Source organism: Paraburkholderia sartisoli (assembly GCF_900107685.1).
Classification (GTDB): domain Bacteria; phylum Pseudomonadota; class Gammaproteobacteria; order Burkholderiales; family Burkholderiaceae; genus Paraburkholderia; species Paraburkholderia sartisoli.
Map to the genome: position 1 here is coordinate 194,652 of NZ_FNRQ01000008.1, position 25,119 is coordinate 219,770.

General features: G+C 65.2%; 18 protein-coding genes. 14 read left to right on the forward strand and 4 right to left on the reverse strand.

Features of this window, described 5'->3' with window-relative positions; all coding sequences use genetic code 11:
* Window positions 1-86 precede the first annotated feature (86 nt).
* The 8 genes from glgX (at window position 87) to BLV45_RS22570 (ending at window position 11,627) form a co-directional block, all read left to right on the forward strand.
* On the forward strand, window positions 87-2,288 hold the full coding sequence (gene glgX, locus BLV45_RS22535; protein ID WP_090536697.1) for a glycogen debranching protein GlgX: 2,202 nt from the start codon (window positions 87-89) through the stop codon (window positions 2,286-2,288).
* 90 nt (window positions 2,289-2,378) lie between these two features.
* Window positions 2,379-4,307 carry a malto-oligosyltrehalose trehalohydrolase gene (treZ, locus tag BLV45_RS22540; protein WP_090536699.1) on the forward strand — a complete coding sequence of 643 codons (1,929 nt, stop codon included), beginning with the start codon at window positions 2,379-2,381 and terminating at the stop codon, window positions 4,305-4,307.
* Entirely contained in the window at window positions 4,304-6,496 is a 2,193-nt protein-coding gene (gene malQ / locus BLV45_RS22545; RefSeq protein WP_090536701.1) for a 4-alpha-glucanotransferase, read from the forward strand. The genes treZ and malQ overlap by 4 nt, the downstream gene beginning before the upstream one ends.
* Window positions 6,493-9,339 (forward strand): malto-oligosyltrehalose synthase, encoded by a 2,847-nt coding sequence (gene treY / locus BLV45_RS22550; protein ID WP_090536703.1) that lies wholly within the window; start codon window positions 6,493-6,495, stop codon window positions 9,337-9,339. Before malQ ends, treY begins: the two co-directional genes overlap by 4 nt.
* 86 nt (window positions 9,340-9,425) lie before the next feature.
* Window positions 9,426-9,854, forward strand: a complete 429-nt coding sequence (locus BLV45_RS22555; protein WP_090536705.1) for a TOBE domain-containing protein — start codon at window positions 9,426-9,428, stop codon at window positions 9,852-9,854.
* 196 nt (window positions 9,855-10,050) lie between these two features.
* Window positions 10,051-10,569: a molybdopterin-dependent oxidoreductase gene (locus tag BLV45_RS22560; protein ID WP_407671051.1), complete on the forward strand. Its 519-nt coding sequence runs from the start codon at window positions 10,051-10,053 to the stop codon at window positions 10,567-10,569.
* Window positions 10,570-10,620: 51 nt separating this feature from the next.
* Window positions 10,621-11,202, forward strand: a complete 582-nt coding sequence (locus BLV45_RS22565) for a nitrogen fixation protein NifQ (RefSeq protein ID WP_090536707.1) — start codon at window positions 10,621-10,623, stop codon at window positions 11,200-11,202.
* A gap of 101 nt (window positions 11,203-11,303) precedes the next feature.
* On the forward strand, window positions 11,304-11,627 hold the full coding sequence (locus BLV45_RS22570; protein ID WP_090536709.1) for a winged helix-turn-helix domain-containing protein: 324 nt from the start codon (window positions 11,304-11,306) through the stop codon (window positions 11,625-11,627).
* Between the two features lie 35 nt (window positions 11,628-11,662).
* Here BLV45_RS22570 and BLV45_RS22575 read toward each other — a convergent pair whose 3' ends face one another.
* On the reverse strand, window positions 11,663-13,000 hold the full coding sequence (locus BLV45_RS22575; RefSeq protein ID WP_090536711.1) for a DUF2325 domain-containing protein: 1,338 nt from the start codon (window positions 12,998-13,000) through the stop codon (window positions 11,663-11,665).
* Window positions 13,001-13,159: 159 nt separating this feature from the next.
* Window positions 13,160-13,648 (reverse strand): hypothetical protein, encoded by a 489-nt coding sequence (locus BLV45_RS22580; protein WP_090536713.1) that lies wholly within the window; start codon window positions 13,646-13,648, stop codon window positions 13,160-13,162.
* A gap of 455 nt (window positions 13,649-14,103) precedes the next feature.
* Here BLV45_RS22580 and BLV45_RS22585 point away from each other — a divergent pair, with 455 nt between their 5' ends.
* From BLV45_RS22585 to BLV45_RS22600, 4 genes are all read left to right on the forward strand, one after another.
* Entirely contained in the window at window positions 14,104-16,065 is a 1,962-nt protein-coding gene (locus BLV45_RS22585; protein WP_090536715.1) for an amylo-alpha-1,6-glucosidase, read from the forward strand.
* 67 nt (window positions 16,066-16,132) lie between these two features.
* The gene (locus BLV45_RS22590) at window positions 16,133-18,877 is read left to right on the forward strand and encodes an MGH1-like glycoside hydrolase domain-containing protein (protein WP_090536717.1); all 2,745 of its coding nucleotides are present in this window, start codon (window positions 16,133-16,135) and stop codon (window positions 18,875-18,877) included.
* A gap of 119 nt (window positions 18,878-18,996) precedes the next feature.
* Complete coding sequence (zwf, locus tag BLV45_RS22595) at window positions 18,997-20,631, forward strand: glucose-6-phosphate dehydrogenase (protein WP_090536718.1); 1,635 nt, start codon at window positions 18,997-18,999, stop codon at window positions 20,629-20,631.
* A 43-nt stretch (window positions 20,632-20,674) separates the two neighbouring features.
* Window positions 20,675-21,475, forward strand: a complete 801-nt coding sequence (locus BLV45_RS22600) for an ROK family protein (RefSeq protein ID WP_090536721.1) — start codon at window positions 20,675-20,677, stop codon at window positions 21,473-21,475.
* A gap of 33 nt (window positions 21,476-21,508) precedes the next feature.
* Here BLV45_RS22600 and BLV45_RS22605 read toward each other — a convergent pair whose 3' ends face one another.
* Entirely contained in the window at window positions 21,509-22,870 is a 1,362-nt protein-coding gene (locus tag BLV45_RS22605; protein WP_090536723.1) for a hemolysin family protein, read from the reverse strand.
* 88 nt (window positions 22,871-22,958) lie between these two features.
* Window positions 22,959-23,738 (reverse strand): sensor histidine kinase, encoded by a 780-nt coding sequence (locus BLV45_RS22610; RefSeq protein WP_090536725.1) that lies wholly within the window; start codon window positions 23,736-23,738, stop codon window positions 22,959-22,961.
* 182 nt (window positions 23,739-23,920) lie between these two features.
* Between BLV45_RS22610 and BLV45_RS22615 the strand changes: the two genes are divergently transcribed.
* The gene (locus tag BLV45_RS22615) at window positions 23,921-24,262 is read left to right on the forward strand and encodes an FKBP-type peptidyl-prolyl cis-trans isomerase (protein ID WP_090536727.1); all 342 of its coding nucleotides are present in this window, start codon (window positions 23,921-23,923) and stop codon (window positions 24,260-24,262) included.
* A 20-nt stretch (window positions 24,263-24,282) separates the two neighbouring features.
* Entirely contained in the window at window positions 24,283-25,083 is an 801-nt protein-coding gene (locus BLV45_RS22620) for a helix-turn-helix domain-containing protein (RefSeq protein WP_090536729.1), read from the forward strand.
* The last annotated feature ends 36 nt before the right edge of the window (window positions 25,084-25,119 follow it).

Consider the following 25,119-nt stretch of genomic DNA (forward strand, 5'->3'; position numbering starts at 1 on the left):
AGAGAACCGGGTACATACACAGATGCGCGCCTGGCTGGAGGGTGTAGTTCCCGATAGCGCACAAATCAGAACAAGGAACGGGAATCATGTCGCATGCGTTACCCGACCGGCTGTCGCCGGGTTCTTCCTGGCCGCTCGGGGCCAGTTGGGATGGCCTCGGTGTGAACTTCGCCGTGTTCTCCGCGAACGCGCAGCGCATGCAGTTGTGCCTGTTCGACCCGACCGGCCGCAAGGAGCTGACGCGCTTCGACATGCCCGAATGCACCGACGAGGTCTGGCACGGCTATCTGCCAGGCGCGCATCCGGGCACCGTCTACGGCTTTCGCGCCGACGGCCCCTATCAGCCGCAGGACGGCCATCGCTTCAATCCGCACAAGCTGCTGCTCGATCCTTACGCGCGCAAGCTCGTCGGGCAGTTCCGCTGGTCCGACGCGCTCTTCGGCTATCGCGTGCATTCGAACCGGCTCGATCTGTCGATCGACCGCCGCGATTCGGCGCCGGCGATGCCGAAGTGCGTCGTGGTCGACGAGATGTTCGACCCGTCGCACGACGTGCGCCCGAACGTGCCGTGGGGCGAGACGGTGATGTACGAAACGCATCTGCGCGGCGTGTCGATGATGCGGCCCGACCTGCGCCGGCACGAACGCGGCACGTTTGCCGCTCTCACTTCGCCCGACTTCATCGACCATCTGCTCAGGCTCGGCGTGACCGCGGTGGAATTGCTGCCGGTGCATGCGCTTCTGCACGACCGGTTTCTGGTGAGCCGCGGCCTGCACAACTACTGGGGCTACAACACCGCGGCGTTCTTCGCGCCGGAGCCGTCGTATCTGTCGACGCACCGCCTCGACGAAATGCGCATCGCCGTGCGCCAGTTGCACGCGGCCGGGATCGAAGTCATTCTCGACGTGGTCTACAACCACACGTGCGAAGGCAACGAACAGGGGCCGACCGTTTCGTGGCGCGGCCTCGACAACGCGAGCTACTACCGGCTGATTCCCGGCGACGAGCGGCATCACATCAACGACACCGGCTGCGGCAACACGCTGAACATCCAGCATCCGCGCGTGCTGCAGATGGTGATGGATTCGCTGCGCTACTGGTCGACCGCGTTCAACATCGACGGCTTCCGTTTCGATCTCGGCGTGACGCTCGGGCGCGAGTATTCCGGATTCGATCCCGGCTCGGGCTTCTTCGATGCGATCCGTCAGGACCCCGTGCTCTCGCAGCGCAAGCTCATTTCCGAGCCGTGGGATATCGGCCCGGGCGGCTATCAGCTCGGCAACCATCCGCCCGGATTCAGCGAATGGAACGACCGCTTCCGCGATACCGTGCGCCGGTTCTGGCGCGGCGACGCCGGACTTCGCCCCGATCTGGCCGCGCGTCTGACAGGATCGGCCGACCTCTTCAACCGGCGCGGCAGGAAACCGTGGGCATCGGTGAACTTCGTGGCCTCGCACGACGGCTTCACGCTCGCCGATCTCACCGCCTACGAGCAGAAACACAACGAGGCGAATACCGAAGACAACAACGACGGCCACAACGAGAACTGCAGCCGGAACTGGGGCGTCGAAGGCCCCACCGACGACCCGGCGATCCTCGAAACGCGCGCGCGCGTGGCGCGCTCGATGGTCGCGACGCTCTTCGTGGCGCTTGGCACGCCGCTCTTTCTGGCCGGTGACGAGTTCGGCCGCACGCAGGAGGGCAACAACAACGCATACTGTCAGGATAACGAGATTTCCTGGCTCGACTGGGAACGTGCCGCATTGCCGACCGGCGCGCGGATGACAGAATTCGTCTCACGCGTGACCGCGCTGCGCAAGGCGCATCCGCTCCTGCGCGAAACGCGTTTCCTGTTCGGCGGCCACGAAGTGCTGCCCGGACTTTACGATGTTGGCTGGTTCGATGAACGCGGCGAGCCCTTGACGATCGAAGCATGGCAGGACCCCGAAGGACGCGCGCTGACCTTGCGTCGCGCCGGACCGGATATCAATGGTCAAACGGAAGTATTGTTGATGATGTTGAACGCGTCGTCGGAGGCGCTGATGTTTGCGCCGCCTCCGCCTCATCTGGAATGGAATGTGCTGCTCGATACGGCCCGTCCCGAAGCGCCGCCGCATCCGCTTGCCACCCCCACGCTCGAAGTCGCGGCGCACGCGCTCGTCGTGGTTGGCGCGCTGCCGGTCGGCGACGCGGACTGGCAGGCCGGCTGGCGTGCGGGCGCACAGTACGGACCGCGCCTTTTGACCGCGTTGCCGCCCGATCCGGGCGGCGCGCCGGATCACGAATGAGCCGCGCCGCATGCGTCGCGCGCTGTTCCGGCTGTCCCGCTGGCGGGGGCATCCGGAAGCGGCGGCGTCAAAACTGAATGGTGACGAATCATGTCTGAAAGTCCGATTGATCCGCACAGGCACCATCACGCGCACTGCCTGCCGTTCGGCGCGCAACTGCGCGGCGCGCAGAGCGCCGCGCCGCGCACGCGCTTTCGCTTCTGGGCGCCTTCGTGCAAAGCGGTGAGCGTCGAGATCGAGGGCGGTGCGCCGACAGCGTCGGTCGCGATGACGCCCACCGGCAACGGCTGGTTCGAGGCGGAAGTCGCGTGCGGTGCGGGTACGCTCTATCGCTATCGTCTCGACGGCGGGCTGACGGTTCCCGACCCCGCATCGCGCTTCCAGCCTCAGGACGTGTACGGACCGAGCGAGGTGATCGATCCGCGGGCGTACACGTGGCAGCACACGAACTGGCACGGCCGGCCGTGGGAAGAGACCGTGCTGTACGAACTGCACGTCGGCGCGCTCGGCGGCTACCGCGGCGTGATGGCGCGTTTGCCCGCTCTCGTCGACCTTGGCGTGACCGCGATCGAACTGATGCCGCTCAACGACTTCCCCGGCGCGCGCAACTGGGGTTACGACGGCGTGCTGCCCTACGCGCCCGATTCCAGTTACGGCCGCCCGGAAGACCTGAAGGCGCTCATCGATCACGCGCATGGTCTCGGGCTCCAGGTGTTCCTCGACGTGGTGTACAACCACTTCGGTCCTGACGGCAACTATCTGCATCAATACGCGAAGCCGTTCTTTCGCGAGAACACGCACACGCCGTGGGGTCCGGCGATCGATTTCGGGCGCATCGAAGTGAACGAGTTCTTCTGCGACAACGCGCGCTACTGGATCGACGAATATCGCTTCGACGGCCTGCGTCTCGACGCGGTTCACGCGATCGACAACGACGCCTGGCTGCGCGAATTCTCGGATCACGTTCGCTCGCACGTTCAACACGGAAGACACGTCCATCTCGTGCTGGAAAACGAGCGCAACACGGCCACGCTTCTTGGCACGCATTTCGATGCGCAGTGGAACGACGACGCGCACAACACGCTGCACGTGCTGCTGACAGGCGAGCACGAAGGCTACTATCAGGCGTACGTCGACCAGCCGGTCCGGCGTCTTGCGCGGATACTCGGCGAAGGCTTCGACTATCAGGGCGAGCCCTCGCCGATACACGGGAACCGGCCGCGCGGCGAACCGAGCGGGCATCTGCCGCCCACGTCGTTCGTCATGTTCCTGCAAAACCACGATCAGGTCGGCAATCGCGCGATGGGCGAGCGTCTGCGTTCACTGTGCGCGCCCGACGCACTGCGCGCGGCAACCGGGCTGTTGCTGCTGTCGCCACAGATTCCCCTGCTCTTCATGGATGAAGAAACCGGCTCCGAACAGCCGTTTTTCTTCTTCACCGACTACACCGGCGATCTCGCGGATGCCGTGCGCGAAGGACGCCGCCGCGAATTCGCACGATTCTCCGGATTCAGCGATGAAACGCGTCGCGCGCGGATTCCCGACCCGAACGACACGCATACGTTTGCATCGTCGTCACCGCCGCCCTTGCCATCCACATCGGCATCCGCATCGCACGAAGCGGGTGGCGACGGGCGGCTCGACTGGATGCACTTCTATAAATCGGCGCTGACCGTGCGCGCGAAACTCATCACGCCACGGCTGCGTCACGCAAAGGCGCGCGGCGCGCGCGTGCTGCGCGCACCGAACGGCGACGATGCGAACGCGCTCGTGGCGAGCTGGAAGCTCGGCGACGGCGAGACGTTGTCCATCGCGCTCAATCTCTCGGGCGAAGCAGTACCGTTCGCGGACGTCCCCGCGGGCAAGGTGATTCTCGAAACGCCGGCGCGCGTGCGGGACGCGGTCGCGCAGAACGTCCTGCCGTCGTTTTCTTGCGTCGCGTGGTTGACGGGCGACGTCTGCCATTACGCCGTCGGCCATGACGCACGCAAGGTTGCGGAACCGGAGCCGCACGCGTGAACACTCCCCGACGCGCCACCGAAACCCTCGAAAGCCTCGCCGCGCGCGCAGGTTTTGAAGTCGAATGGAACAATGCCCACGGCGAGATGCAGCGCGTGCCCGACAGCACGCTCGCCGTGCTGCTGGAACGCATGGGCCTGCCCTGCGGCAACGCTTCGCAACTCAGACAAAGCGCTGCCACGCTCGACGCCGAAACGGCAGGACGCAAGCTGCCGCCCCTGATGACCGCCGAATGCGAACGCGGCATCGCGCTGCCCGCCGCTGCCGTGAAATCCGGCAGCCGCTATCGCGTCGAACTTGAAAGCGGCGCGATCATCGATGGCCGCTTCACGGCGCCCAAAGGCGAAGCCGCGCTGCTTTCGCCGATCGGCGAAGTGGGCTATCACACGCTCGTGATCAACGAGCAGCGCATGACGCTCGCCGTCGCGCCCTCGCGCTGCTACACCATCGCCGACGCGTGGCGCACGCTGCACGACGATGCGTCGGGCACGCCGCCGCTGTGGGGCGTGGCCGCGCAGCTATACGGGCTGCGCCGTGCTGGCGACGGCGGCATCGGCGACTATTCGGCGCTCGCCGCGCTCGCCACCGAAAGCGCGAAACACGGCGCGCACGCGCTCGCGGTCAGCCCGACGCACGCGATGTTCAGCGCCGAGCCGGAACGGTTCAGTCCGTATTCGCCGTCGTCGCGCCTGTGGCTGAACGTGCTGCATATCGATCCCGCCGCGGTGTTCGGCGCGGAAGCGGCACGCGCGGCGCTCACGCAGATCGACGCCGGCGACGCGTGGGCGCAGCTCGAAGCGTTGCCGTTGATCAACTGGCCGGCCGCAGCCATGCTGAAGCTCAAGGTGTTGCGCGCGCTCTTCGAGCAGTTCTGCGTGCATGAGCGTGCGCAGGACGCGCCGCGCGCGCTCGAATTCCACGGCTTCTGCGTACGCGGCGGCCGCGCGCTCGAAGATCACGCGCGCTTCGAGGCGTTGCAGGCCGCGCAGCTGGCCGCGCCGGGCGGCAACGGCCACTGGCGCGACTGGCCGGAAAACCTGCGCGATCCGCGCAGTGAAGACGTCGAAGCGTTCGCGCAGGCGCATCGTCACGAAGTCGAGTTTCATCTGTTCCTGCAATGGCTCGCCGCGAAGGGGCTTTCGCACGCGCAGCACGCCGCCCGCGACGCCGGCATGGCCGTGGGCTTGATCGCGGATCTCGCGGTTGGGTGCGACAGCGCGGGCAGCCATGCGTGGTCGTATCGCGACGAAATGCTGACGGGCGTGTCGGTCGGTGCGCCGCCCGACCTGTTCAACCAGGCGGGCCAGGCGTGGGGGCTCACCACGTTTTCACCGCGCGCGATGCGCACGCAGGGCTTCGCCGCGTTCATCGACATGCTGCGCGCCGCGTTCGCGCACGCGGGCGGCGTGCGCATCGATCACATCCTCGGCCTGCGGCGGCTATGGCTCGTGCCCGATGGCGAGAAAGCGGCGAACGGCGCGTATCTGCGCTATCCGCTCGACGACATGCTGCGGCTCATCGCACTCGAATCGTGGCGTCATCGTTCGATTGTGATTGGCGAGGACCTCGGCACCGTGCCGCCGGGATTTCGTGAGCGCCTCACGGAACACGGGCTGTCGGGCATCCGCGTGCTGTGGTTCGAACACGCTGGCTGGGGCCAGGGTTTCAAGGCGCCGCAACACTGGGACCGCGACGCGGTGTCCACCACCACCACGCACGACCTGCCGACGGTGGCCGGCTGGTGGCTCGGCGCGGACATCGACTGGCGCAACCGCATCGGCCAGACCTCCGTGCGTGCCGACGGCCGCGATCCGGTCGCGCTTGCACATGAGGAACGCGCGGGCGATCGCGCGGCGTTGTGGCGCGCCTTTCAGGCTGCGGGCCTCGCGTCACACGACGCGCCCGCGCCGCCGCTCGACCGTCCGCCTGTCGACGAGGCGCTGGCTTTCGTCGCGATGACGCCCGCGATGCTCGTCACGTGTCCGCTCGAGGACCTGCTTGCGCTTGCGGATCAGCCCAACCTGCCCGGCTCGATCGACGAACATCCGAACTGGCGTCGACGTCTCGCGCTGCCGGTCGATGAACTGTTCAGCGACGCGGCGTTCCGCGACCGGGTGCGCGCGGTCGCTGCGAGACGCGCCTGCGCGCCGGCTCCTTCTTCTGCTTCTTCACCGTCTGACACGCCATGACTGTTCCACGCTCCACGCTCAGACTGCAGTTCCATCGCGACTTCACGTTCGACGATGCGCTCGCGCACGTCGAATACTTCGCTGCCCTGGGTGTCAGCCATCTGTACGCTTCACCGGTCACCACCGCCGAGCCAGGCTCGATGCACGGCTACGACACGATCGACTACACGCAGGTCAACGCGGAACTCGGCGGCGAAGCCGCGCTCAGGCGTCTCGTCGACAAGCTGCACGCGCACGGCATGGGGCTCATCGTCGACGTCGTGGCGAATCACATGGGCGTCGGCGGCTCGGGCAACGCGTGGTGGCAGGACATTCTCGAATGGGGACGGCACAGCGCGTACGCGCGGCACTTCGACATCGACTGGCATTCGCCCGATCCCGCGTTGCGCGGCAAGGTGCTGTTGCCGCGCCTCGGCGCCCCGTACGGGGACGAACTCGCGGCGGGTCACATCGCGCTGCGCTTCGCCGCCGATACCGGCCGCTTTTACGTTGCGTATCGCGACCACGTGTTCCCGGTTTGCCCGATCGAATACGCGGGCATCCTGAAGGCCGCCGACCGCGCCGATCTGGGCGCACTTGCGGAGCGCTTCAACGGCGTCACCACGCAGCCCGCCGACCAGCCTCGCGCCGCCGATGGCATCGAAGCATTGCGCACGTACGTCGCGCAAAACGGGCTGGCGGCGATCGAAGCCGCGCTCGGGACCTTCGATGCGTGCGCACCGGTCACGCGCGAGCGGCTGCACCGGCTGCTCGAACGGCAGCACTATCGGCTCGCGTGGTGGCGCACCGCGGCCGACGAAGTCAACTGGCGGCGCTTTTTCGACATCGGCACGCTCGCGGGCGTGCGCGTCGAGCGCCCCGAGGTGTTCGACGCGGTGCATGCGCTGATTTTCCGGCTGTACGCGGAAGGTGTCGTGGATGGCGTGCGGATCGATCATGTCGACGGGCTCGCCGAGCCGCGCGAGTATTGTCAGCGGCTGCGCCAGCGGCTCAACGAACTGCGTGAGGGCAATCCGTATTTCGTCGTCGAAAAGATTCTCGCGCGTGGCGAGCCGCTGCGCGACGACTGGCCCGTCGACGGCACGACCGGTTACGACTTCATGAATGACGTTGGCGCGTTGCTGCACGATCCGCAAGGTGCCGCGCCGCTCGCCACCCTGTGGACGGAACTCACGGGCCGCAGCGCATCGTTCGCGGACGAGGCATTGCTCGCGCGTCGCCAGACACTGACCGGGAATCTCGCGGCGGAGCTGGATCGCGCGGCGCGCGCGCTGCATCGTATCGCACGCGACCAGCTGTCGACGCGCGACTTCACGTTCACCGCGATCCGTCGCGCGCTGACTGAACTCGTCGCGCATTTTTCGGTGTATCGCATCTATCCGCAAAACAACGTGCGCGGCGAGATCGACAACCGCTACTTCAATCAGGCGTTCGATGCGGCGAAGCAGACGCTCGCGCGTGGCGATCACGACGTGCTGGAGCGCATCGGCGAATGGCTCGGCGGCGCGCAGCAAGGCGACGACGCGAGCGGCAATGGGTCCAGTCATTCGGGATCGTCACGACGCACCGCGCAAACGGTTTTTTCGCAGCTCACCGCGCCGGTCGCGGCCAAGGCAATCGAAGATACCGCGTGCTACCGCTACGGACGCCTGTTGTCGCGCAACGAAGTGGGCGCCGATCCGGGCGAATTCGCGCTGACGGTCGAGCAGTTTCACGCGGCCAGTCTGGAACGCGCGCGACGCTTTCCGCACGCGATGCTGGCCACCGCGACGCACGATCACAAACGCGGCGAGGACATGCGCGCACGCGTTGCCGTGCTGAGCGAAATTCCGCAGGAATGGGGCGCGACGTTGCGCGGCTGGTCGACCTTGAACGCGCCGCATCGTCGTGAAGCGGACAGTCGCGATCCCGTTGCGCGCGACACGCCGGACGCCATCGAGGCAGCGGCCAGCCCACATCACTGGGCGCCGGGCCCCGACGCGGAGGCGATGCTGTATCAGACGCTCGTCGGCTGCTGGCCAACCGGGCTGGAACCCGACGACGAAGCGGGCGTCAAGGCGCTGGCCGAACGTGTGGCGCAATGGCAGTTGAAGGCATTGCGCGAAGCGAAGCTGCGCACGAACTGGCTCGCGCCCGATGAAGCATACGAAAACGCCTGTCGCGACTTTCTCTTCGACGTGCTCGCGCCGCAGCGACGCGACGGCTTTTTGCGCGAGCTGCATGCTTTCGTCGAGCGGATCAACGCGGCGGGCGCGATCAACAGCCTGCAGCAGACGGTGCTGCGTCTCGCATCGCCTGGCGTGCCGGATCTGTATCAGGGCACGGAATTGTGGGACTTCAGTCTTGTCGATCCCGACAACCGGCGGCCCGTCGATTTCGCGCAGCGGCACGCGTGGCTCGTCGAGACGCCGCCGTCCGTGCAGCTCGCAAACTGGCGCGACGGCCGCGTGAAGCTGGGTGTCGTACACCGGATGCTCACGTTGCGCGCGCATCTACCGGCGCTGCCCGATCAGGGCGTGTATCTGCCACTGCGGATTCGCGGCAGCCAGGCGGCGCACGTCATCGCGTTCGCGCGGCGCTATGGCAGCGCGTACGGTGTCGTCATTGCCACGCGTCTCGCCGCGACGCTGCTCGATCCAGGCACGGACATGCCGCTCGTCGCGCCCGAACGATGGGGCGACACGGCGATCGAGATGCCGGAGGCGCTCGCCTCGCGCGCGCTCTTCGACTGGTTGAGCCCGGGCGCGCCCAAGGTCGATGAATCCGGCCTGCTGTACCTGCGCGACGCGCTCGCGGCGATGCCCGTTGCGGTGCTGGTCGAGGAAGGCGTGCCAGCGGTTTGAGCCGGAACGCTTCCGGTACACTTGATCAGCTTTCCCAATCCATCCTCCGCCGATTGCTTCGACGGGAATCTCACACGGAGACAAACATGCGAACGAGTGCCCGTAATCATTTTTCTGGTCAGATCACGAGCGTCAAGGCCGGCGCCGTCAACGACGAAATCGCGCTGCGCACGCAGGATGGCCTCGACATCGTCGCCGTCATCACGCACGGCAGCGCAGCGGCACTGGGGCTTGCGGCGGGCAAACCGGCGTTCGCGCTGGTGAAGGCGTCGTCGGTGCTCGTGATGGTCGATGTCGACAGCAGCAAGGTGTCGGCACGCAACGTCGTCGCGGGCACGGTTTCGGCCGTACACAAGGGTGCGGTCAATGCCGAGGTCATCATCGCCGCAACCGGCGGCGCGCAGATCGCGGCGATCATCACCAACGACAGCGTCGAGCGTCTCGGGCTCGCCAGCGGCAAGGCTGCCGCCGCGATCTTCAAGGCATCGAGCGTGATCGTGGGCGTCGACCAGTAACCGTCCTGTTTCATGCACCGGCCGTCGCAATGGCGGCCGGTTTTGCGTTTCGCTTCAGCGCAAAGATCAGAATATGCCAGCCGATATGATGCCTGGCGCGCGATCTGGCGTGCAATCGCGCCCGATCGCAGCGTAATATACCCACGGACATAGCGATGAACAGGCTGGCATGGCCAGCGGAGGATCGAAGATGGGTATGGCAGACACCGCGGCAAAACTTGAGCAGGTCATGACGTCGACCGCGTCGGCGATTGCGGAGCCTGCAACGCCTGGCGTGATTTCGCTGACCGGCGACGTAGTGCGCCCCATGTCGTTTTCCATGGATGACCTGAGGACGCGTGCCAGCGCGCTCGCCGATACGTTCGACCTGCGGTGCTTCACGACCGACCGGTTCATTCGCACGGTCGATCGTTATCGTGGTGTCCTGCTCAGGGAACTCATCAATCTTGCTGGCCTGCGCTGCGATTCGCCGGGCGATTTCAAGCGGATGGTGATGATCGCGAGCGCTCACGACGGATACGCGGTCACGTTTTCGTGGCACGAACTGTTCAATACGCCTGTGGGCGAACAGGTACTCGTTGCGTGTGAATGCGGCGGCCAGCCGCTGGACGCGGAGCATGGCGCGCCAGTGCTCTTTTCCGGCGCGGATATTCATTCCGCGCCGCGCCATGTGAAGCGGCTCGCGCGAATTGAAACGCGGGTGCTCAGGCCTTAAACCAATCGTCAGGCCTTTATGAGCGAGCACTCGCCCCGCGTAAATCCGCCGATGTCGTCGAACCTGGACGAAGCCTCCGCTGCGCGCGTACACGAACTGCTAGCCGCGGCGGATGAGCCACCCACGCCGGACGCACGATTGTTTGCGCGGCTGATCGCGGCGCGCGAAGTGCGTGGAGAAATCGCACTGCTCGGCATTACGCAAAATGCGCTCGACGCGCTCGTTAAACGACATTTCCGGAACGTAGCCAGGCCACCCCGCATTCCGGCATTGCCGGCGATGCTTCCCGCTTCAGCACACGCGGATTTTTTGAGCGCGCTTGCCGCATTGCTTCAAACGCACGCAAACCCGTCGACAAACGAAGACGACACGCGCTGCATCGCGGCGATCATCGCGCATGCGTGTCTGCGGCCGGACCATCTGTGGCGCGATCTCGGCTTGAGTGGCCGCGACGACGTGACCTCGATGCTCGAGCGTTATTTCCCGACGCTGTTCATCCGCAATACCGCCAGCCTTCGATGGAAGAAATTTCTCGCGCGTGAACTCGCGCTCGCTCGTGGAACGGAACCTGGACCGGCGCCGGGTTGCCCGGGATGCGAAGACTTCGGTTACTGCTTTCCGCACGGACATTGACGCGCCCGCGCGCGTCGCCATCGTGTATGCTTTCGCGCATGGCTAAACCCGCAAACGACACGAAGAGTCTGGCAAAAGCCCGGCCGGAGGTGCGCTTTCGCATGCGCATCCAGCAGGCGGGCACGATCGCGCTCGGGCCCGGCAAGGTCTCGCTGCTCGAAGCCGTGCGGGAGCACGGTTCAATTTCAGCGGCTGCACGCAGCCTCAACATGTCGTACCGGCGCGCGTGGTTGCTGATGGACGAACTGAACCGCTCGCTCAAGTCGCCCGCCACCGTCTCGGAACATGGTGGCCAGAGCGGCGGTGGCAGCGTTCTCACACCTGTTGGCGAAGAAATCATCCGCCTCTACCGTGACATCGAAGAACAGGCCGCCGCTGCATGTGCGGCCCAGATCACCGCGCTCACCAGACTCGTCAAACGCTGAGCGGATCGACTACGCGTCGCGGCGCTCTCTTGTCGTCAACCGTGACGCAGGCAAAACCGCGAGGCGCGCGGCGCACCTGCCGCAAGAGACGTCGCATGCGCGCGCGTCACCCGTTCCACGAAGCTCGCGATGCTCGCGGTACGCAACGGGTAATACGTGACCTGATGGCGCTCGCACACGCGCTTGAGCATGTTCATCGAATCGTGGTCCACGCAGTCGACCGGAAAAACCACCATGTCCGCACGCGGCAACGCCGCCGCCAGCAGGCCTTTTCTGTCTTCAACGCCGCCGTCGTGCAGTGTCAACTCTCCGCCCGCCGATTCGACGATCCGCCTGAGCGCCGCGTTCGAGCCCGGCCGGCCGCCCACGTAGACGATCCGCTTGCCGCCCAGCGCGTCGAGCAGCGCCTGATGGGCGTCGGGCGCTTCCGCGGAAAGCTGCATCGTTCGCTCCATGGCACCAGCCTCGGCCTGCACGACGTCGAGCAGCGCGAGCGCCTCGTCGAGACTCTCGCGTAGCGCCTGCGCGTATTCCTGCTCTTTTGCCGCGCGCTGTTCAGCGGCCTCGCGCCGGCTCGTGTGGAGCGCAAGGCGCGCATCGCGGGTCGCGAGCGCATCGCGCAGCGTCGACACCTCGGCCTCGAGGCCCGCTTCATTGCCCACGCTCTTGCGCTCCAGTTGCGCCGTCAACTGCGCGATCTGCGCCGAGCGTTCGCAAATCGATGCGTCCCGCTGGATGCTCATTTCGTGCAACCGCTTCTGCTGGCGCTCGACCCTGTCGCGCAGCGTCGCGTTCTCCGCTTCCAGCGCGACAAGGCGACGGATATCCGCGCGGTTCGCCGCGCCCACCAGATGCGACAGCATATGCAGCGCGCCAAACGCGACCTGCCGCTCGTGGATCGTGGCTTGCGGATGCGTCATCAGCGCCCAGTACGCGGGCGGAATGTCACCGTTCCCGAGCGCTTCGTCCCACATCGCGAGCAGCGCTTCGGCGTCGCCCGCCTTGTCGAAACGACGTATGGCGCCCGCGTAGCGCTCATCCAGCGCCTTGTGCAACGCCTTGCCGCCCGCGCCGCCTTCCATCGCCAGCTCGACTGCCGCGTGGTGAATCTCAAGGTCGCTCGCACGTTCCCGGTCCACGTTGGCGAACTTCGACACGATCTTGCGCAGTTCGTGTGTCGTCAGGCAGGTGCCGATCACCGAGCAGTGCAGATGCGGGTCGAGCTCAGCGAGGCGCACGCGGCGCCTGAAGCTGGATAGCTGCGGCCGCGCGGGCTGACAGCAAGCGTCGCCTGCATGCGGGTAAGTTCCAGCCTCTTTTTCGGGCTGAACGATGCCCGGCGTGCGAGCGAGACGAAACGGCGGAGTGTGCATGACGACCTCGAATCCTGTTCCGGTTTTTACGGCCGGGTTCACGCTATCGACAGCGCTTCTCCACCGTACGACTCGATTTCAGCGAAATATACTAGCGTATACAGCGAATCGAATTCCGAACTTGACATCGCGCCGACGTCCGGGGTTATCCGATGTTTGCTACGTGGACGAAACGCGCTCAAGCAGACGCTGGGGAAAGTGCCGGTTGAGCACATGCTCGACGCACAGACCCACGAACGTCGCGTCGAGCCGTTCGAATTCGTTGACGACCTTGTTCATTGCCTCGGCGTTCAGGCTCAGCGACGCCGAAAAAATGACGTCGCGGCTTTGTCCTGCCGAGCGCGCATGCCTGATCGCCACGCGCAGTTCACGCAGACGCCCGAAGCCTGCCGCTTCGGCCTGGCGGGCCAGAATCGAAAGCAGTTCGTGTAACGCGAGCGCATCCGCACCGCTGGCCAGTTCCGCGTCGCCATCTTCCGCGAACATCTGGACAAAGCGCAGCACGCTGTTCTGCAGGCGCCGGAAAGCATCCACGACGTCGCGGATCAACTCGGCACGTTCGAGGTCCGATGTGGGTTTCAGAGCTGTAATCGTCGACACGAAATCGCCCGCAAGCTCACCGGGCCAGATCGATCGATCAGCAACCATGCGTCGACTGCGGGACAACCTGCACCTCCCCGTGATGTTCACCGCCTGCTGCCCTTTCAGGGGCCATTCAACAGACGCATCGTTGTATTCTATCGGATATAACGAAAATGGTGAAACCGATCGGAACACGGGGCGCCACTGGACAGGCATCCTTGTTGCAGGCAACCTGTTGAACCGATGCCTGGCGCGCGGCGTCATTCCGCGTCATCACATGTCGCACGGGCTCGCGGCATGCTGCGTTTGCACATCAAAAGACTGAGGAACGAAGAATCAATCGATCCACGCCTTCCGCACACATGGGAACATGTACGCCCGCAAGCCGATAAACCCCTCCATCGCAAGCCCATGACTTCGACGAACAACGACGTACCCATGATCCAGGCGCTGATGCGCACGCCGCGCGCCATCGGGCAGCAATGCGCAACCGTCGATGATTTCGTGCGGTTCGTGAACCGATGACCCGCATCGCCGCGCCCATCGAAGCCGCACGACTCGAAGACGAATGGCTCGAAGCCGACGCCTTCGGCGGCTTTGCATCGGGCACGGTGGGCACGATGCGCACGCGCCGTTATCACGCGCTGCTGCTCACTGCGTCGAAGGCGGGTCGTGTCGTGCTGGTCAACGGCATCGAAGCGTGGCTCGAAGGCAACGGCGAACGTTATCCGCTAACGATGCAGCGCTACGCGCCCGACCTCATCTATCCCGACATCGCGGCGCGGATCCTGAGCTTCGACACCGCACCGTGGCCCACGTGGCGCGTGCGGATCGATACGGGCACGACATTGAACGTCGAGCTGTTCGTCGCGAAGGCGACCGGCGACACCGTGCTGCGCTGGCGGTGCGAACGAAGCGGCGCGCTTGCGGACAACCTGATCCTGAAGGTCCGGCCGCTGCTTTCCGGCCGCGACTATCACGCGCTGCATCACGAGAATCCCGCGTTCAACTTCAACGCGCAGCAGGACCAGTCGCGCGTCAGCTGGCAGCCTTACGGCGACTTGCCGGCCATTCACGCATCGACAAATGGCACGTATGCGCACGCGCCCGACTGGTATCGCAACTTCTGCTACCTCCGCGAGCGCGAACGCGGGCTCGATTTCACCGAAGACCTCGCCACGCCCGGCGTGTTTTCCTTCGATCTCGTGAGCGGCGAAGCGCTCATGATCCTGAGCGCCGATACACAGGGCACGCCAGAAACGCAAAGCCCGCAGCGCGCACAAGCCGCAAGCGATCCCGCACAACGCGCGGTAGAACTGGCCGACATCGAACAGCAGCGCCGCGCCGCGTTCAGTTCACGTCTGCGGCGCTCCGCCGATGCGTATGTCGTGTCGCGCAACACGGGCCATACGATCATCGCGGGGTTTCCGTGGTTCACCGACTGGGGTCGCGACACGTTCATCGCGATGCGGGGGCTCCTCATCACATCGGGCCGGCTCGCCGAAGCGGAATCCATTCTGCTCGAATGGACCAGCATGCTCTCCGAAGGCATGCTGCCCAACCGCTTCCCCGACTACGGCAACGCACCCGAATACAACTCCGTCGATGCGTCGCTATGGTTTGCGGTTGCCGTGCATGACTACCTCGCGACGGATCACGCGAGCCCCGCAACCCGCACCCGCCTTCAGCAGACAGTCGACGCGATTCTCACGGGCTATTCGCAGGGCACGCGCTTCGGTATCGCGGCGGATGGCGACGGCCTGCTGCGCGCCGGCGTACCCGGCACGCAGCTGACATGGATGGACGCGCGAGCCGGCGACTGGGTCGTCACGCCGCGCATCGGCAAGCCCGTTGAAATCCAGGCGCTGTGGATCAACGCGTTGCGCATTGCGTCAGCATGGAACGCGCAATGGCAGGAACGCGCGACACGTGCGTCGCAGGCATTCAATGCACGCTTTATCGATGCGTCGACGGGCGCGCTCTTCGACGTGATCGACGTCGATCACGTCGCGGGACAGGTCGATCGGGCGCTGCGGCCCAACCAGATCTTTGCCGTCGGCGGCCTGCCGTTCGCGCTCCTCGAAGGCGCGGCCGCGCGCGCCGTCGTCGAACAGGTGCAAACGCATCTGCTGACCCCTGTCGGTCTGCGCACGCTCGCGCCGTCAGATCGCGGCTATTGCGCTCACTATCGCGGCGGCCCGCTCGAACGCGACGGCGCGTACCACCAGGGCACCGTGTGGCCGTGGCTGCTCGGCCCGTTCGTCGAAGCATGGCTGCGCGTGCATGGGATGAATGGCGTGAGTCGCGCCGAAGCCGAAGCCGGCTTTCTGGCGCCGCTTCATGAGCATCTCGATCACGCGGGCCTCGATCACGTTTCCGAGGTGGCGGACGGCGATGCGCCGCACACGCCTGGCGGCACACCGTTCCAGGCGTGGTCGCTGGGCGAGCTGCTGCGAATGGAGTGTCTGCTGGCACGCATCTGACCCGGGGCAGCCAAACCGCGCTACGATGTGCGTCTGACCGCCTGGGCCAAAGCTAAAGGACACGTCTATGTCACCGCTGCGCGCCGTCAACATCCTCGAGACCATCGAAGGCCGCCGTCTGCATTCCAGCGAATGCGCCCGCTGGCAGCGCTGGGGCCCGTATCTCAGCGAACGCCAGTGGGGCACGGTGCGCGAGGATTACAGCGAAAACGGCACCGCGTGGGACTATTTCCCGCACGACCATGCGCGCAGCCGCGCCTATCGCTGGGGCGAAGACGGCATCGCCGGTTTCGGCGACGACACGCTCAGCTGGTGCGTCTCGCTCGCGCTCTGGAACGGCCGCGACGCGATCCTCAAGGAACGCCTGTTCGGTCTCACGAACGAACAGGGCAATCACGGCGAGGACGTGAAAGAGCTGTACTTCTATCTCGACGGCACGCCGACGCATTCGTACATGCGCATGCTCTACAAATACCCGCATGTGGCGTATCCGTACGACGACCTGATCCAGGAAAACGCGCGACGCGGCGCCGACATGCCCGAGTACGAAATCCTCGACACCGGTGTGTTCGACGACAACGGCTACTTCGACGTCGACGTCGAATACGCAAAGCACGCTGCGGACGACATCGTGATGCGCGTGAGCGTCGAGAACCGCGCCGACAAAGCGGCTTCGCTCGACGTGCTGCCGCAGATCTGGGCGCGCAACAAGTGGGCGTGGAAGGGCCTCAAGGACAAGCCGTCGCTGACAAGAAGCCCTGATTCGCACGCCGCGCCGCATCTGGTCGGGCGCATGCAGGGACACGATCCGCTCATCGTCACGGCGTGGGTCCAGCCGTCGAACGATACGACGATTACGCCGGCAGTGACGTGGCTCTTTTGCGAGAACGAAACGAACGTCCGGCGGCTTTACAACACGGACAGCAAAGGTCCGTTCAAGGACGGCTTCAACGATTACCTCGTCCACGGCGACGCCGAGGCGGTGCGCCACGACGCCGGCACGAAGGCGGGTGCGCATGTGCATCTCGAACTGGGACCGCACGCCCGCGCGGTCGTGTTCCTGCGCTGGCGACGCGAGTCGGGGCCGGATGACGTGCCGCTCGATGTCGACGCGCTCTTCGCGCGCCGCATTGCCGAAGCCAACGAGTTTTATGCGGCCCTGCAGCACGAAATGGACGACCCCGACAAACGGCTCGTTCAACGTCAGGCGCTCGCCGGCATGCTCTGGTCCAAGCAGTACTACCAGTTCGACGTCCAGCGCTGGATGGACGGCGACCAGGCGCAGCCCGCACCCGCCGCGCGCCGCCGGCACGGACGCAACGCCGACTGGCGGCATCTGTGCAACGCGGACATCGTGTCGATGCCGGACAAATGGGAATACCCGTGGTACGCCTCGTGGGATCTCGCGTTTCATGCGGCCGCCTTCGCGCTGATCGACCCCGCGTTCGCCAAACGGCAGTTGCTGCTGCTCGTGAAGGACCGCTACCAGCATCCGAACGGTCAGCTGCCCGCGTACGAATGGGCATTCAGCGACGCCAATCCGCCCGTGCATGCGTGGGCCACGTGGCGCGTCTACGAGATCGACCGTGCGATTACCGGCACCGCCGATCGCGACTTCCTCGAACTGGTGTTCCACAAGTTACTGCTCAATTTCTCGTGGTGGGTGAACCGCAAGGACGCCGACGGTCACAACATTTTTCAGGGCGGCTTTCTCGGCCTCGACAACGTCGGCATTTTCGATCGTTCCTCGCCGCTGCCGACGGGTGGCCACATCGACCAGGCCGATGGCACCGCCTGGATGGCGGCGTATGCGCTCGACCTGATGCGCATCGCGCTGGAACTCGCGTACGAGAATCACGTGTTCGTCGATATCGGCGTGAAGTTCTTCGAGCACTTCCTGTACATCGCGGAAGCCGTCAGTTGCGAGGACGGTTGCGACACCGGCCTGTGGGATTCGGAGGACCAGTTCTTCTACGACAAGCTGCGACTGCCCGACGGCACGATGGTGCCGCTGCGCATCCGCTCGATCGTCGGGCTGATTCCGCTCTTCGCCGTACACGTGCTCGAACAGCGCCTGCACGGCGACCTGCCCGGCCTGCGTGACCGGCTCGTCTGGTTCCTCGAACATCGCCCCGATCTTGCGCGGCTCGTGTCGCGCTGGAACGAACCCGGCAAGGGCAACAGCCTCCTGCTGTCGCTGCTGCGCGGACATCGCATGAAAGCACTGCTGCGCCGTGTGCTCGACGAATCCGAGTTTCTCTCCGATCACGGCGTGCGGGCGCTTTCGCGCGTGCATCGCGACCACCCGTTCGTGTATGAGCACAACGGCAACAGCTTTGGCATCAAGTATCTGCCGGCGGAATCGGATTCACGCGTGTTCGGCGGCAATTCGAACTGGCGCGGGCCGGTATGGATGCCGGTCAACTATCTGCTGATCGAATCGCTCTACGAATTTCACCGGTATTACGGCGATGATTTTCGCGTCGAGTATCCGACGGGTTCCGGCCAGTGCTTTTCGCTAAACGAGATCGCGGACGAACTCGCGCGGCGCGTCACCACGCTGTTCCTGAAAGACCGCGACGGGCATCGTCCGGTGATGGGTGCGTATCCGCTGCTGGAGGCCGATCCGCGTTCAAGCGACCTCGTGCTGTTCCATGAATACTTTCACGGCGATAACGGCCGTGGCGTCGGCGCGTCGCATCAAACGGGCTGGAGCGGGCTCGTCGCGCTGCTGCTGCAACCGCGCGAAATGGGCCAGTCAGGCAACGTGCCGGTCGCGGGAGAAACCGAAGAAGCGCTCGTCACGAAGTAAGGCGCTCCGCTGCAAAGATTTGACCGGATGCCTGCGCTGCGTGAAATTCCGCGTGTTTTTTGAACTGTGCGGCTTCGACTGCGGTCTTTTCTATATCGTCCAGTGTATGGCCTAACGGAATGAGCCCCATGTCAAACGAAACGAATGCAGCACAGCCGGTGAATACCGCGTCCAATGCCGGTGTCACCGCGCGAGCCGCTTCGGGGCCCGCGGGCGCCGCGCCCTCGTCCGCGGGCAGGCATCCCGCGCCGCCGTGTACGCTGGTGATCTTCGGCGCGGGTGGCGACCTCACGAAACGCCTGCTGATGCCGGCGCTTTACAACCTGTCGACGGATGGCCTGCTCGATTCGGGCATGAAGATCATCGGCGTGAATCACGGCGAACGCGAGACCGCCGAGTGGCGTGACGACCTCAAGAAGTCGCTGCAGCAATTCGCCGCCGACAAGGCGAGCACCTTCCATACCACGCAATTCGACGAAGACGCGTGGGACTGGGTCGCGCAGCGGCTGCAATACGTGGCCGGCGAATTCGAATCCGACGACACGTTCTCGAACCTGAAGCAGCTGATCAGCGCCGCGGCGGGCAGCAACGTGATCTTTTATCTCGCGGTCACGTCGCGCTTCTTCAAGCCGATCGTCGAACATCTCGGCCGTGCGGGATTGCTGAAGGAAGACGACGGCGGCTTCCGGCGTCTCGTCATCGAAAAGCCGTTTGGCACCGATCTCGCATCCGCACGCGATCTGAACGCGCACATCCTGGGCTATGCGAAGGAATCGCAGGTCTATCGTATCGACCATTTTCTCGGCAAGGACACGGTGCAGAGCATTCTCGCCGTGCGCTTCGCGAATGCGATCTTCGAGCCGATCTGGCGACGCGAATATATCGATCACCTGCAGATCACGGCGGCGGAGACGATCGGCGTCGAAGGGCGTGGCAAGTTCTACGAACAGACCGGCGCGTTTCGCGACATGCTGCCCAATCACCTGTTCCAGCTGCTCGGCATGGTGGCCATGGAGCCGCCCAATTCCTTCGATGCCGAAGCGGTGCGCGACAAGAAGGCCGACATCTTCGACGCGATCCAGCCGCTCCACGCGCGCGACGTCGTGCTCGGCCAGTATGAGAAAGGCCCGGCCGGCCCAGGTTATCGCGAGGAACCCGACGTCGCGGCGGACAGCCATACGGAGACATACGCCGCGGCGCGCGTGTTCGTCGAAAACTGGCGCTGGGCGGGCGTGCCGTTTTATCTGCGCACCGGCAAGCGTCTCGCCTCGCGCCGCACGGAGATCGCGGTGCACCTCAAAACGGTGCCGTTCCGGCTGTTTCGCGACACACCCGTCGACACGTTGACGCCCAACGTGCTGACGCTGCGCATCGACCCGGCGCACGGCACGCGCTTCGATTTCAACGTGAAGGTGCCCGGCCCCGCGATGCAGATCGGCCCGGTGCAATCGGCGTTCGACTATGCCGACTTCTTCGCGGAGCGCGCGAACGTCGGCTATGAGACGCTGCTGTACGACTGCATGCTGGGCGACGCCACGCTGTTCCAGCGCGCCGATGGCATCGAGACGAGCTGGGCCGCCGTGGAAGACGTGCTGCATCCGCAAAACGGCCCGTTGCCCGTGGCAGGTTATCCTGCGGGTAGTGCGGGGCCCGCGCAAAGCGACGCGCTACTCGCGCGCGACGGACGCGCGTGGCGGCCGCTCGCGCCGGATGACGCCGCGAGCGATGCGAACACCGCTGCCCAGAAGAAGTAATGCGGCTCACACCACACGAAGCACATCAGGAGAGGAGAAAAACATGGTGACATCACGCAAGCCGAAAACCAGAAGCGCAGCGGAGCAGATCCTGGCCATCGACGTCGGCGGCACCGGCCTGAAAGCAGCGATCATCGACTCAAGCGGACACATGTTGAGCGAGCGCGTGCGCGTGGCGACGCCGCATCCGTGTACGCCGGACCAGCTCGTCGATGCGCTGGTCACGCTGGTTGCGCCGCTCGTCGCGCAATATCCGCCGACGCAGATCTCGATCGGCTTTCCCGGCTTCGTGCGCAATAACCGCATCCTGACGGCGCCGCACTTCGGCGTGACCGGCTGGCACGACATTCCGCTCGCGGACAATCTCGCGGCACGGCTGGGTGGCCTGCCGGTGCGCATGATCAACGACGCCGAAATGCAGGGCTTCGCCGCGATCGAAGGTAAAGGTATCGAGTTCGTGCTGACGCTCGGCACCGGCGCCGGCACGGCCCTCTTTCGCGACGGCGAACTGATGCCGCATCTGGAACTGGCGCACCACCCGGTGAGCAAGGGCCGCGCCTACGACGAGTACATCGGCGACGCCGCGCGCAAGAAAGCCGGCGACAAGCGATGGAACCGCCGCGTGGAAAAGATCGTCGGCATCCTCGCTTCGCTCGTGAACTACGACAAGCTGTGGATTGGCGGCGGCAACGCCGCGCGGCTGAAGTTCGACTTGCCGGCGAACGTGGCGATCGTGTCGAACGACGCCGGCATCGAAGGCGGCGCGAAGCTGTGGCATCCGCGTTCGGTGCGCGAGACGCGCCAGCTGCCGGACGCGAACGCGCGCAAAGGCGCGTTCAAATAGCGGTGACGGCGGCTGTCAGCCGCCGGTCGCACGTCAGCCGCCTTCGTCCTCGAATTCTTTCGGATAGACGCGCACGAGCACGATGCGCGGCCCGCGCATCTTTTTGACGACGACGTCGAAACGGTCGAACGACACGCGCTGTCCTTCGACCGGCAGATCATTGAGCGCCTGAATGACGAGGCCGCCGACCGATTCGGCACGCCCTTCGTCGATATCGATACCGAGCGCGCGTTCCAGCGACACCACGGGCAGGCTGCCCTTGCCCATCAGCGTGCCGTCATCCATCCGCGTCCAGTCGGCGTCGCCCTGACGGAACTCGTCGTGAATCTGTCCGACCAGCGCGCCGAGCAGGTTGTCGAGCGTGAGAAAGCCGATGGGCTTTTCACCCTTGTGCCCGACGAGCGCCAGATGCGGCGCGCCCTTGCGAAAACGGCGAAACAGTTCCAGCGCCGGCATGTTCGGCTGCACGTACTGCACGGGCCGTGCATAGGGCGAGAGGTCTTCCAGCACGCTGCCCGCCTGACGCGCCAGCAGCAGGTCCTTCAGGTGAATCATGCCGGCGACGCGCTCGCCTGTAGCATCTTCGAATAGCGGATACCGGCTGAACCGGTGACGCGCGACGACCTGCATGTTGTCGCGCAACGGCAGGTCGCGGCGCAACCCGACCATCTCGTGCGCCGGGCGCATCAGGTCGGAAACCGTCAGCCGCGAAAAATCGAGCGAATGGGCAAACGTGTTCCACTCGTCCTGGCTATATGCAGCTGACGCGGCCGAGGCCACCGACGCAGCCGCGATGCCGCCCGCCGCGCCTTCGCGGCGCCCACGCAGGATCAGCTTGAGTTCCTCGTTCGAATAATGCGTGTCGCCACCGTGATCGGCCGTCAGGCCGGCGATGCGCAGCACCGTGTTCGCGCTGGTATTGAGCACCCAGATCGCCGGATACATCGCCCAGTAAAAGCCGTACAGCGGCATGGCGACCCACAGCGCGATCTTCTCGGCCTGACGGATAGCCAGCGACTTGGGCGCCAGTTCGCCGACCACGATATGCAGGAACGAGATGCACGAAAACGCGAAGAAGAGCGAGATGCCGTGAATCAGTTTCTCCGATTCGACACCCAGGAGCCCGAAGAGCGGATGCAGCAGTTCGGCAAACGCGGGTTCGCCGATCCAGCCAAGACCGAGTGACGCCAGCGTGATGCCGAGCTGGCACGCGGAGAGATACGCATCGAGACGGCCATGCACCCTGGCGAGCAGCTTGCCGCGCACGCCGTGCTTTTGCGCGAGCGTCTGCACGCGCGTTTGCCGCAACTTCACCAGCCCGAATTCGGCAGCGACAAAAAAACCGTTGAGTGCCACCAGCAACAGCGCACCCAGAATGGCGACGACCTGAATCAAGGCAGAAGGCTCCAGAAACAAAAGTCGCCAGTATAGAGGTTGAAAGATCGTTGAAAACCGATCCCTCGACTAAAGCGCGCGAATCCGGTCATGCGGCGGCGAGCGGAATGCGCAGCACGAGCGTCTCATCGTGCTGCTCGAACTTGCCGCCGTGAGCCTCGGCGACGCGTTTGCACAACGCCAGGATCCACGCGATGCGCCCCGCTTCGCGCGGTTCCTGCGCCTGACGGCGCGCGAACGCTTCGAGCAGATGCGGGAGCGCCGGGTCGTCGAGCGCGGCCGGCGCCGGTGTACAGGTGACCGTTGCCTGCCACAGAGTGCCTTCGAGCGTGCTTTCGAGCGCGACGCCGGTTTCGCGGGCGCTGGATTCGACGGCGAACGTCAGCATCAGCCACAGGGCCTGCGCGAGACGTTCTGCATCGCCGTCGAGCGTCTCGCCCGTGAGTGCCGAACCGGACGTGACCGTGACCGCGCGCGCCTGGGCAAACGGTGTGCGGACCGCGTCGAGCGTCGCGTCGATCATGGCGGCCAGTGCAAACGGCGCGCGGTCAAGCGCCAGCGATTTCGTTTCGGCACGTGTCGCGTCGACGAGCGACTCCAGCAGCTTGACCTGCTGCTCGACGCCGCCACGGATGCCCGTGATGGCGCGCTGCGCCGTGGCGTCGCCGGCATCGAGCTTGCGCTCGAGCACATAGGCCCAGCTGTGAATCGCGTTCAGCGGACTACGCAGATCGTGCGACACGAGGGACAACACGTGATCGCGCATGAAAAGCGCGGCCTCGGCGCAAAGATGCGCGGTACGTTCACTGCCCGGCGAGGCTGACTGTGCGGTGGCGGGTTGCTGGGTCCCGCTGGAAAACGTTGTCACGATCGAAATCCTGGTGTGCAAGGGGGTGCGCGAAAGCAATGCCGCATTATAGGCACGGGCAGCGCCACACCCGCCGCGAAACGCCCCCGGCCGGATGGCATAGTCCGGATGGCTGGCTGGCGGCCGCAGGGGCAACACGCCTACAATGTCGGTTTTGAACGATCTGTCTCGAGGAGTTCCCCATGTCGATTGTCACGACCGAATCCGGCCTGAAATACGAAGACCTGACCGAAGGCACCGGTACTGAAGCACAGGCTGGCAAGACCGTCAGCGTCCATTACACCGGCTGGCTCACGGACGGCCAGAAATTCGATTCGAGCAAGGACCGTAACGATCCGTTCGCCTTCGTGCTCGGCGGCGGCATGGTCATCAAGGGCTGGGACGAAGGCGTGCAGGGCATGAAAGTCGGTGGCGTGCGCCGCCTGACCATTCCGCCGCAACTCGGCTACGGCGTGCGCGGCGCGGGCGGCGTGATTCCGCCGAATGCAACGCTCGTGTTCGAAGTCGAACTGCTGGACGTCTGACCGCTTTCGCGTTCTGAAAGATGGATCACCACGCCGCCGTCGTCAGGCCCACCGTTTCATTGCGCCGCTTTGGCGCGATCGAAGCGACCGATGTACACGACTTTCATCAGGTCGTACTCGGGCTCGACGGCGCGATGGTGATGGCCGTGAACGGCGTAGGTCAGGAGATCGACAGCCGTTCAGCCTGGCTGATTCCCGCCGGTGCGCGTCACGATTACGCCGGCATCGGCGAGAACCGGCAACTAGTACTCGATCTGCCGGCTTCGTCGCTGGCCGTGCCGCAACGGCTGTTCGACCGCGCACGCGCTGTCGGGATCGACGGCTCGCTGACCGAGCTCGTACGCACCGTCGCTGCCAGCGCCACGGGCACGGCGCATGCCGGCGACGAAGCGCGGGTACGCCAGTTCAACTGGAATGCCGCTGTGCGGCTCTGCGCGGCGATTCTGTCCGATTCGGGCGCCACGGGTTCAACGGCATCGGGCGCCGGTGCGCCGCCCGCCTTTGGGCTCGATTTCGTTCGCATCGACCGCTGGCTGCGCGCACGTCTGTCGGAGCCGTTGCGCATCGCCGATCTCGCCGCGCATTGCGGCTTTGGAATGCGGCGCTTTCATCAGCTTTTCATCGAGGCGTTTGGCGAAACGCCCCATCGTTATCTGCAACGGTTGCGGCTCGATACGTCGCTTACGCTGCTGGCCGACCCACGGCACACGCTGTCGGACATCGCGCTCGACATCGGCTTCGGCGACCAGAGCGCGTTCACGCATGCGTTTACGCGGCGTTTCGGGCTTGCGCCCGGCCAGTGGCGCGCGCTTCAGCACTAAACACCAGAAGCACGCACCCGGCCAAAGCGAACAGGC

Excerpts from the sequence above, each read along its gene's own strand:
- BLV45_RS22570 (WP_090536709.1), top strand. The coding sequence starts at position 11,304 with ATGCGCATCCAGCAGGCGGGCACGATCGCGCTCGGGCCCGGCAAGGTC.
- treZ (WP_090536699.1), top strand. The coding sequence starts at position 2,379 with ATGTCTGAAAGTCCGATTGATCCGCACAGGCACCATCACGCGCACTGC.
- BLV45_RS22615 (WP_090536727.1), top strand. The coding sequence starts at position 23,921 with ATGTCGATTGTCACGACCGAATCCGGCCTGAAATACGAAGACCTGACC.
- BLV45_RS22580 (WP_090536713.1), bottom strand. The coding sequence starts at position 13,648 with ATGGTTGCTGATCGATCGATCTGGCCCGGTGAGCTTGCGGGCGATTTC.
- BLV45_RS22560 (WP_407671051.1), top strand. The coding sequence starts at position 10,051 with ATGGCAGACACCGCGGCAAAACTTGAGCAGGTCATGACGTCGACCGCG.
- BLV45_RS22600 (WP_090536721.1), top strand. The coding sequence starts at position 20,675 with ATGGTGACATCACGCAAGCCGAAAACCAGAAGCGCAGCGGAGCAGATC.
- BLV45_RS22590 (WP_090536717.1), top strand. The coding sequence starts at position 16,133 with ATGTCACCGCTGCGCGCCGTCAACATCCTCGAGACCATCGAAGGCCGC.
- treY (WP_090536703.1), top strand. The coding sequence starts at position 6,493 with ATGACTGTTCCACGCTCCACGCTCAGACTGCAGTTCCATCGCGACTTC.
- zwf (WP_090536718.1), top strand. The coding sequence starts at position 18,997 with ATGAGCCCCATGTCAAACGAAACGAATGCAGCACAGCCGGTGAATACC.
- BLV45_RS22555 (WP_090536705.1), top strand. The coding sequence starts at position 9,426 with ATGCGAACGAGTGCCCGTAATCATTTTTCTGGTCAGATCACGAGCGTC.
- BLV45_RS22585 (WP_090536715.1), top strand. The coding sequence starts at position 14,104 with ATGACCCGCATCGCCGCGCCCATCGAAGCCGCACGACTCGAAGACGAA.
- BLV45_RS22565 (WP_090536707.1), top strand. The coding sequence starts at position 10,621 with ATGTCGTCGAACCTGGACGAAGCCTCCGCTGCGCGCGTACACGAACTG.
- BLV45_RS22575 (WP_090536711.1), bottom strand. The coding sequence starts at position 13,000 with ATGCACACTCCGCCGTTTCGTCTCGCTCGCACGCCGGGCATCGTTCAG.
- BLV45_RS22620 (WP_090536729.1), top strand. The coding sequence starts at position 24,283 with ATGGATCACCACGCCGCCGTCGTCAGGCCCACCGTTTCATTGCGCCGC.
- glgX (WP_090536697.1), top strand. The coding sequence starts at position 87 with ATGTCGCATGCGTTACCCGACCGGCTGTCGCCGGGTTCTTCCTGGCCG.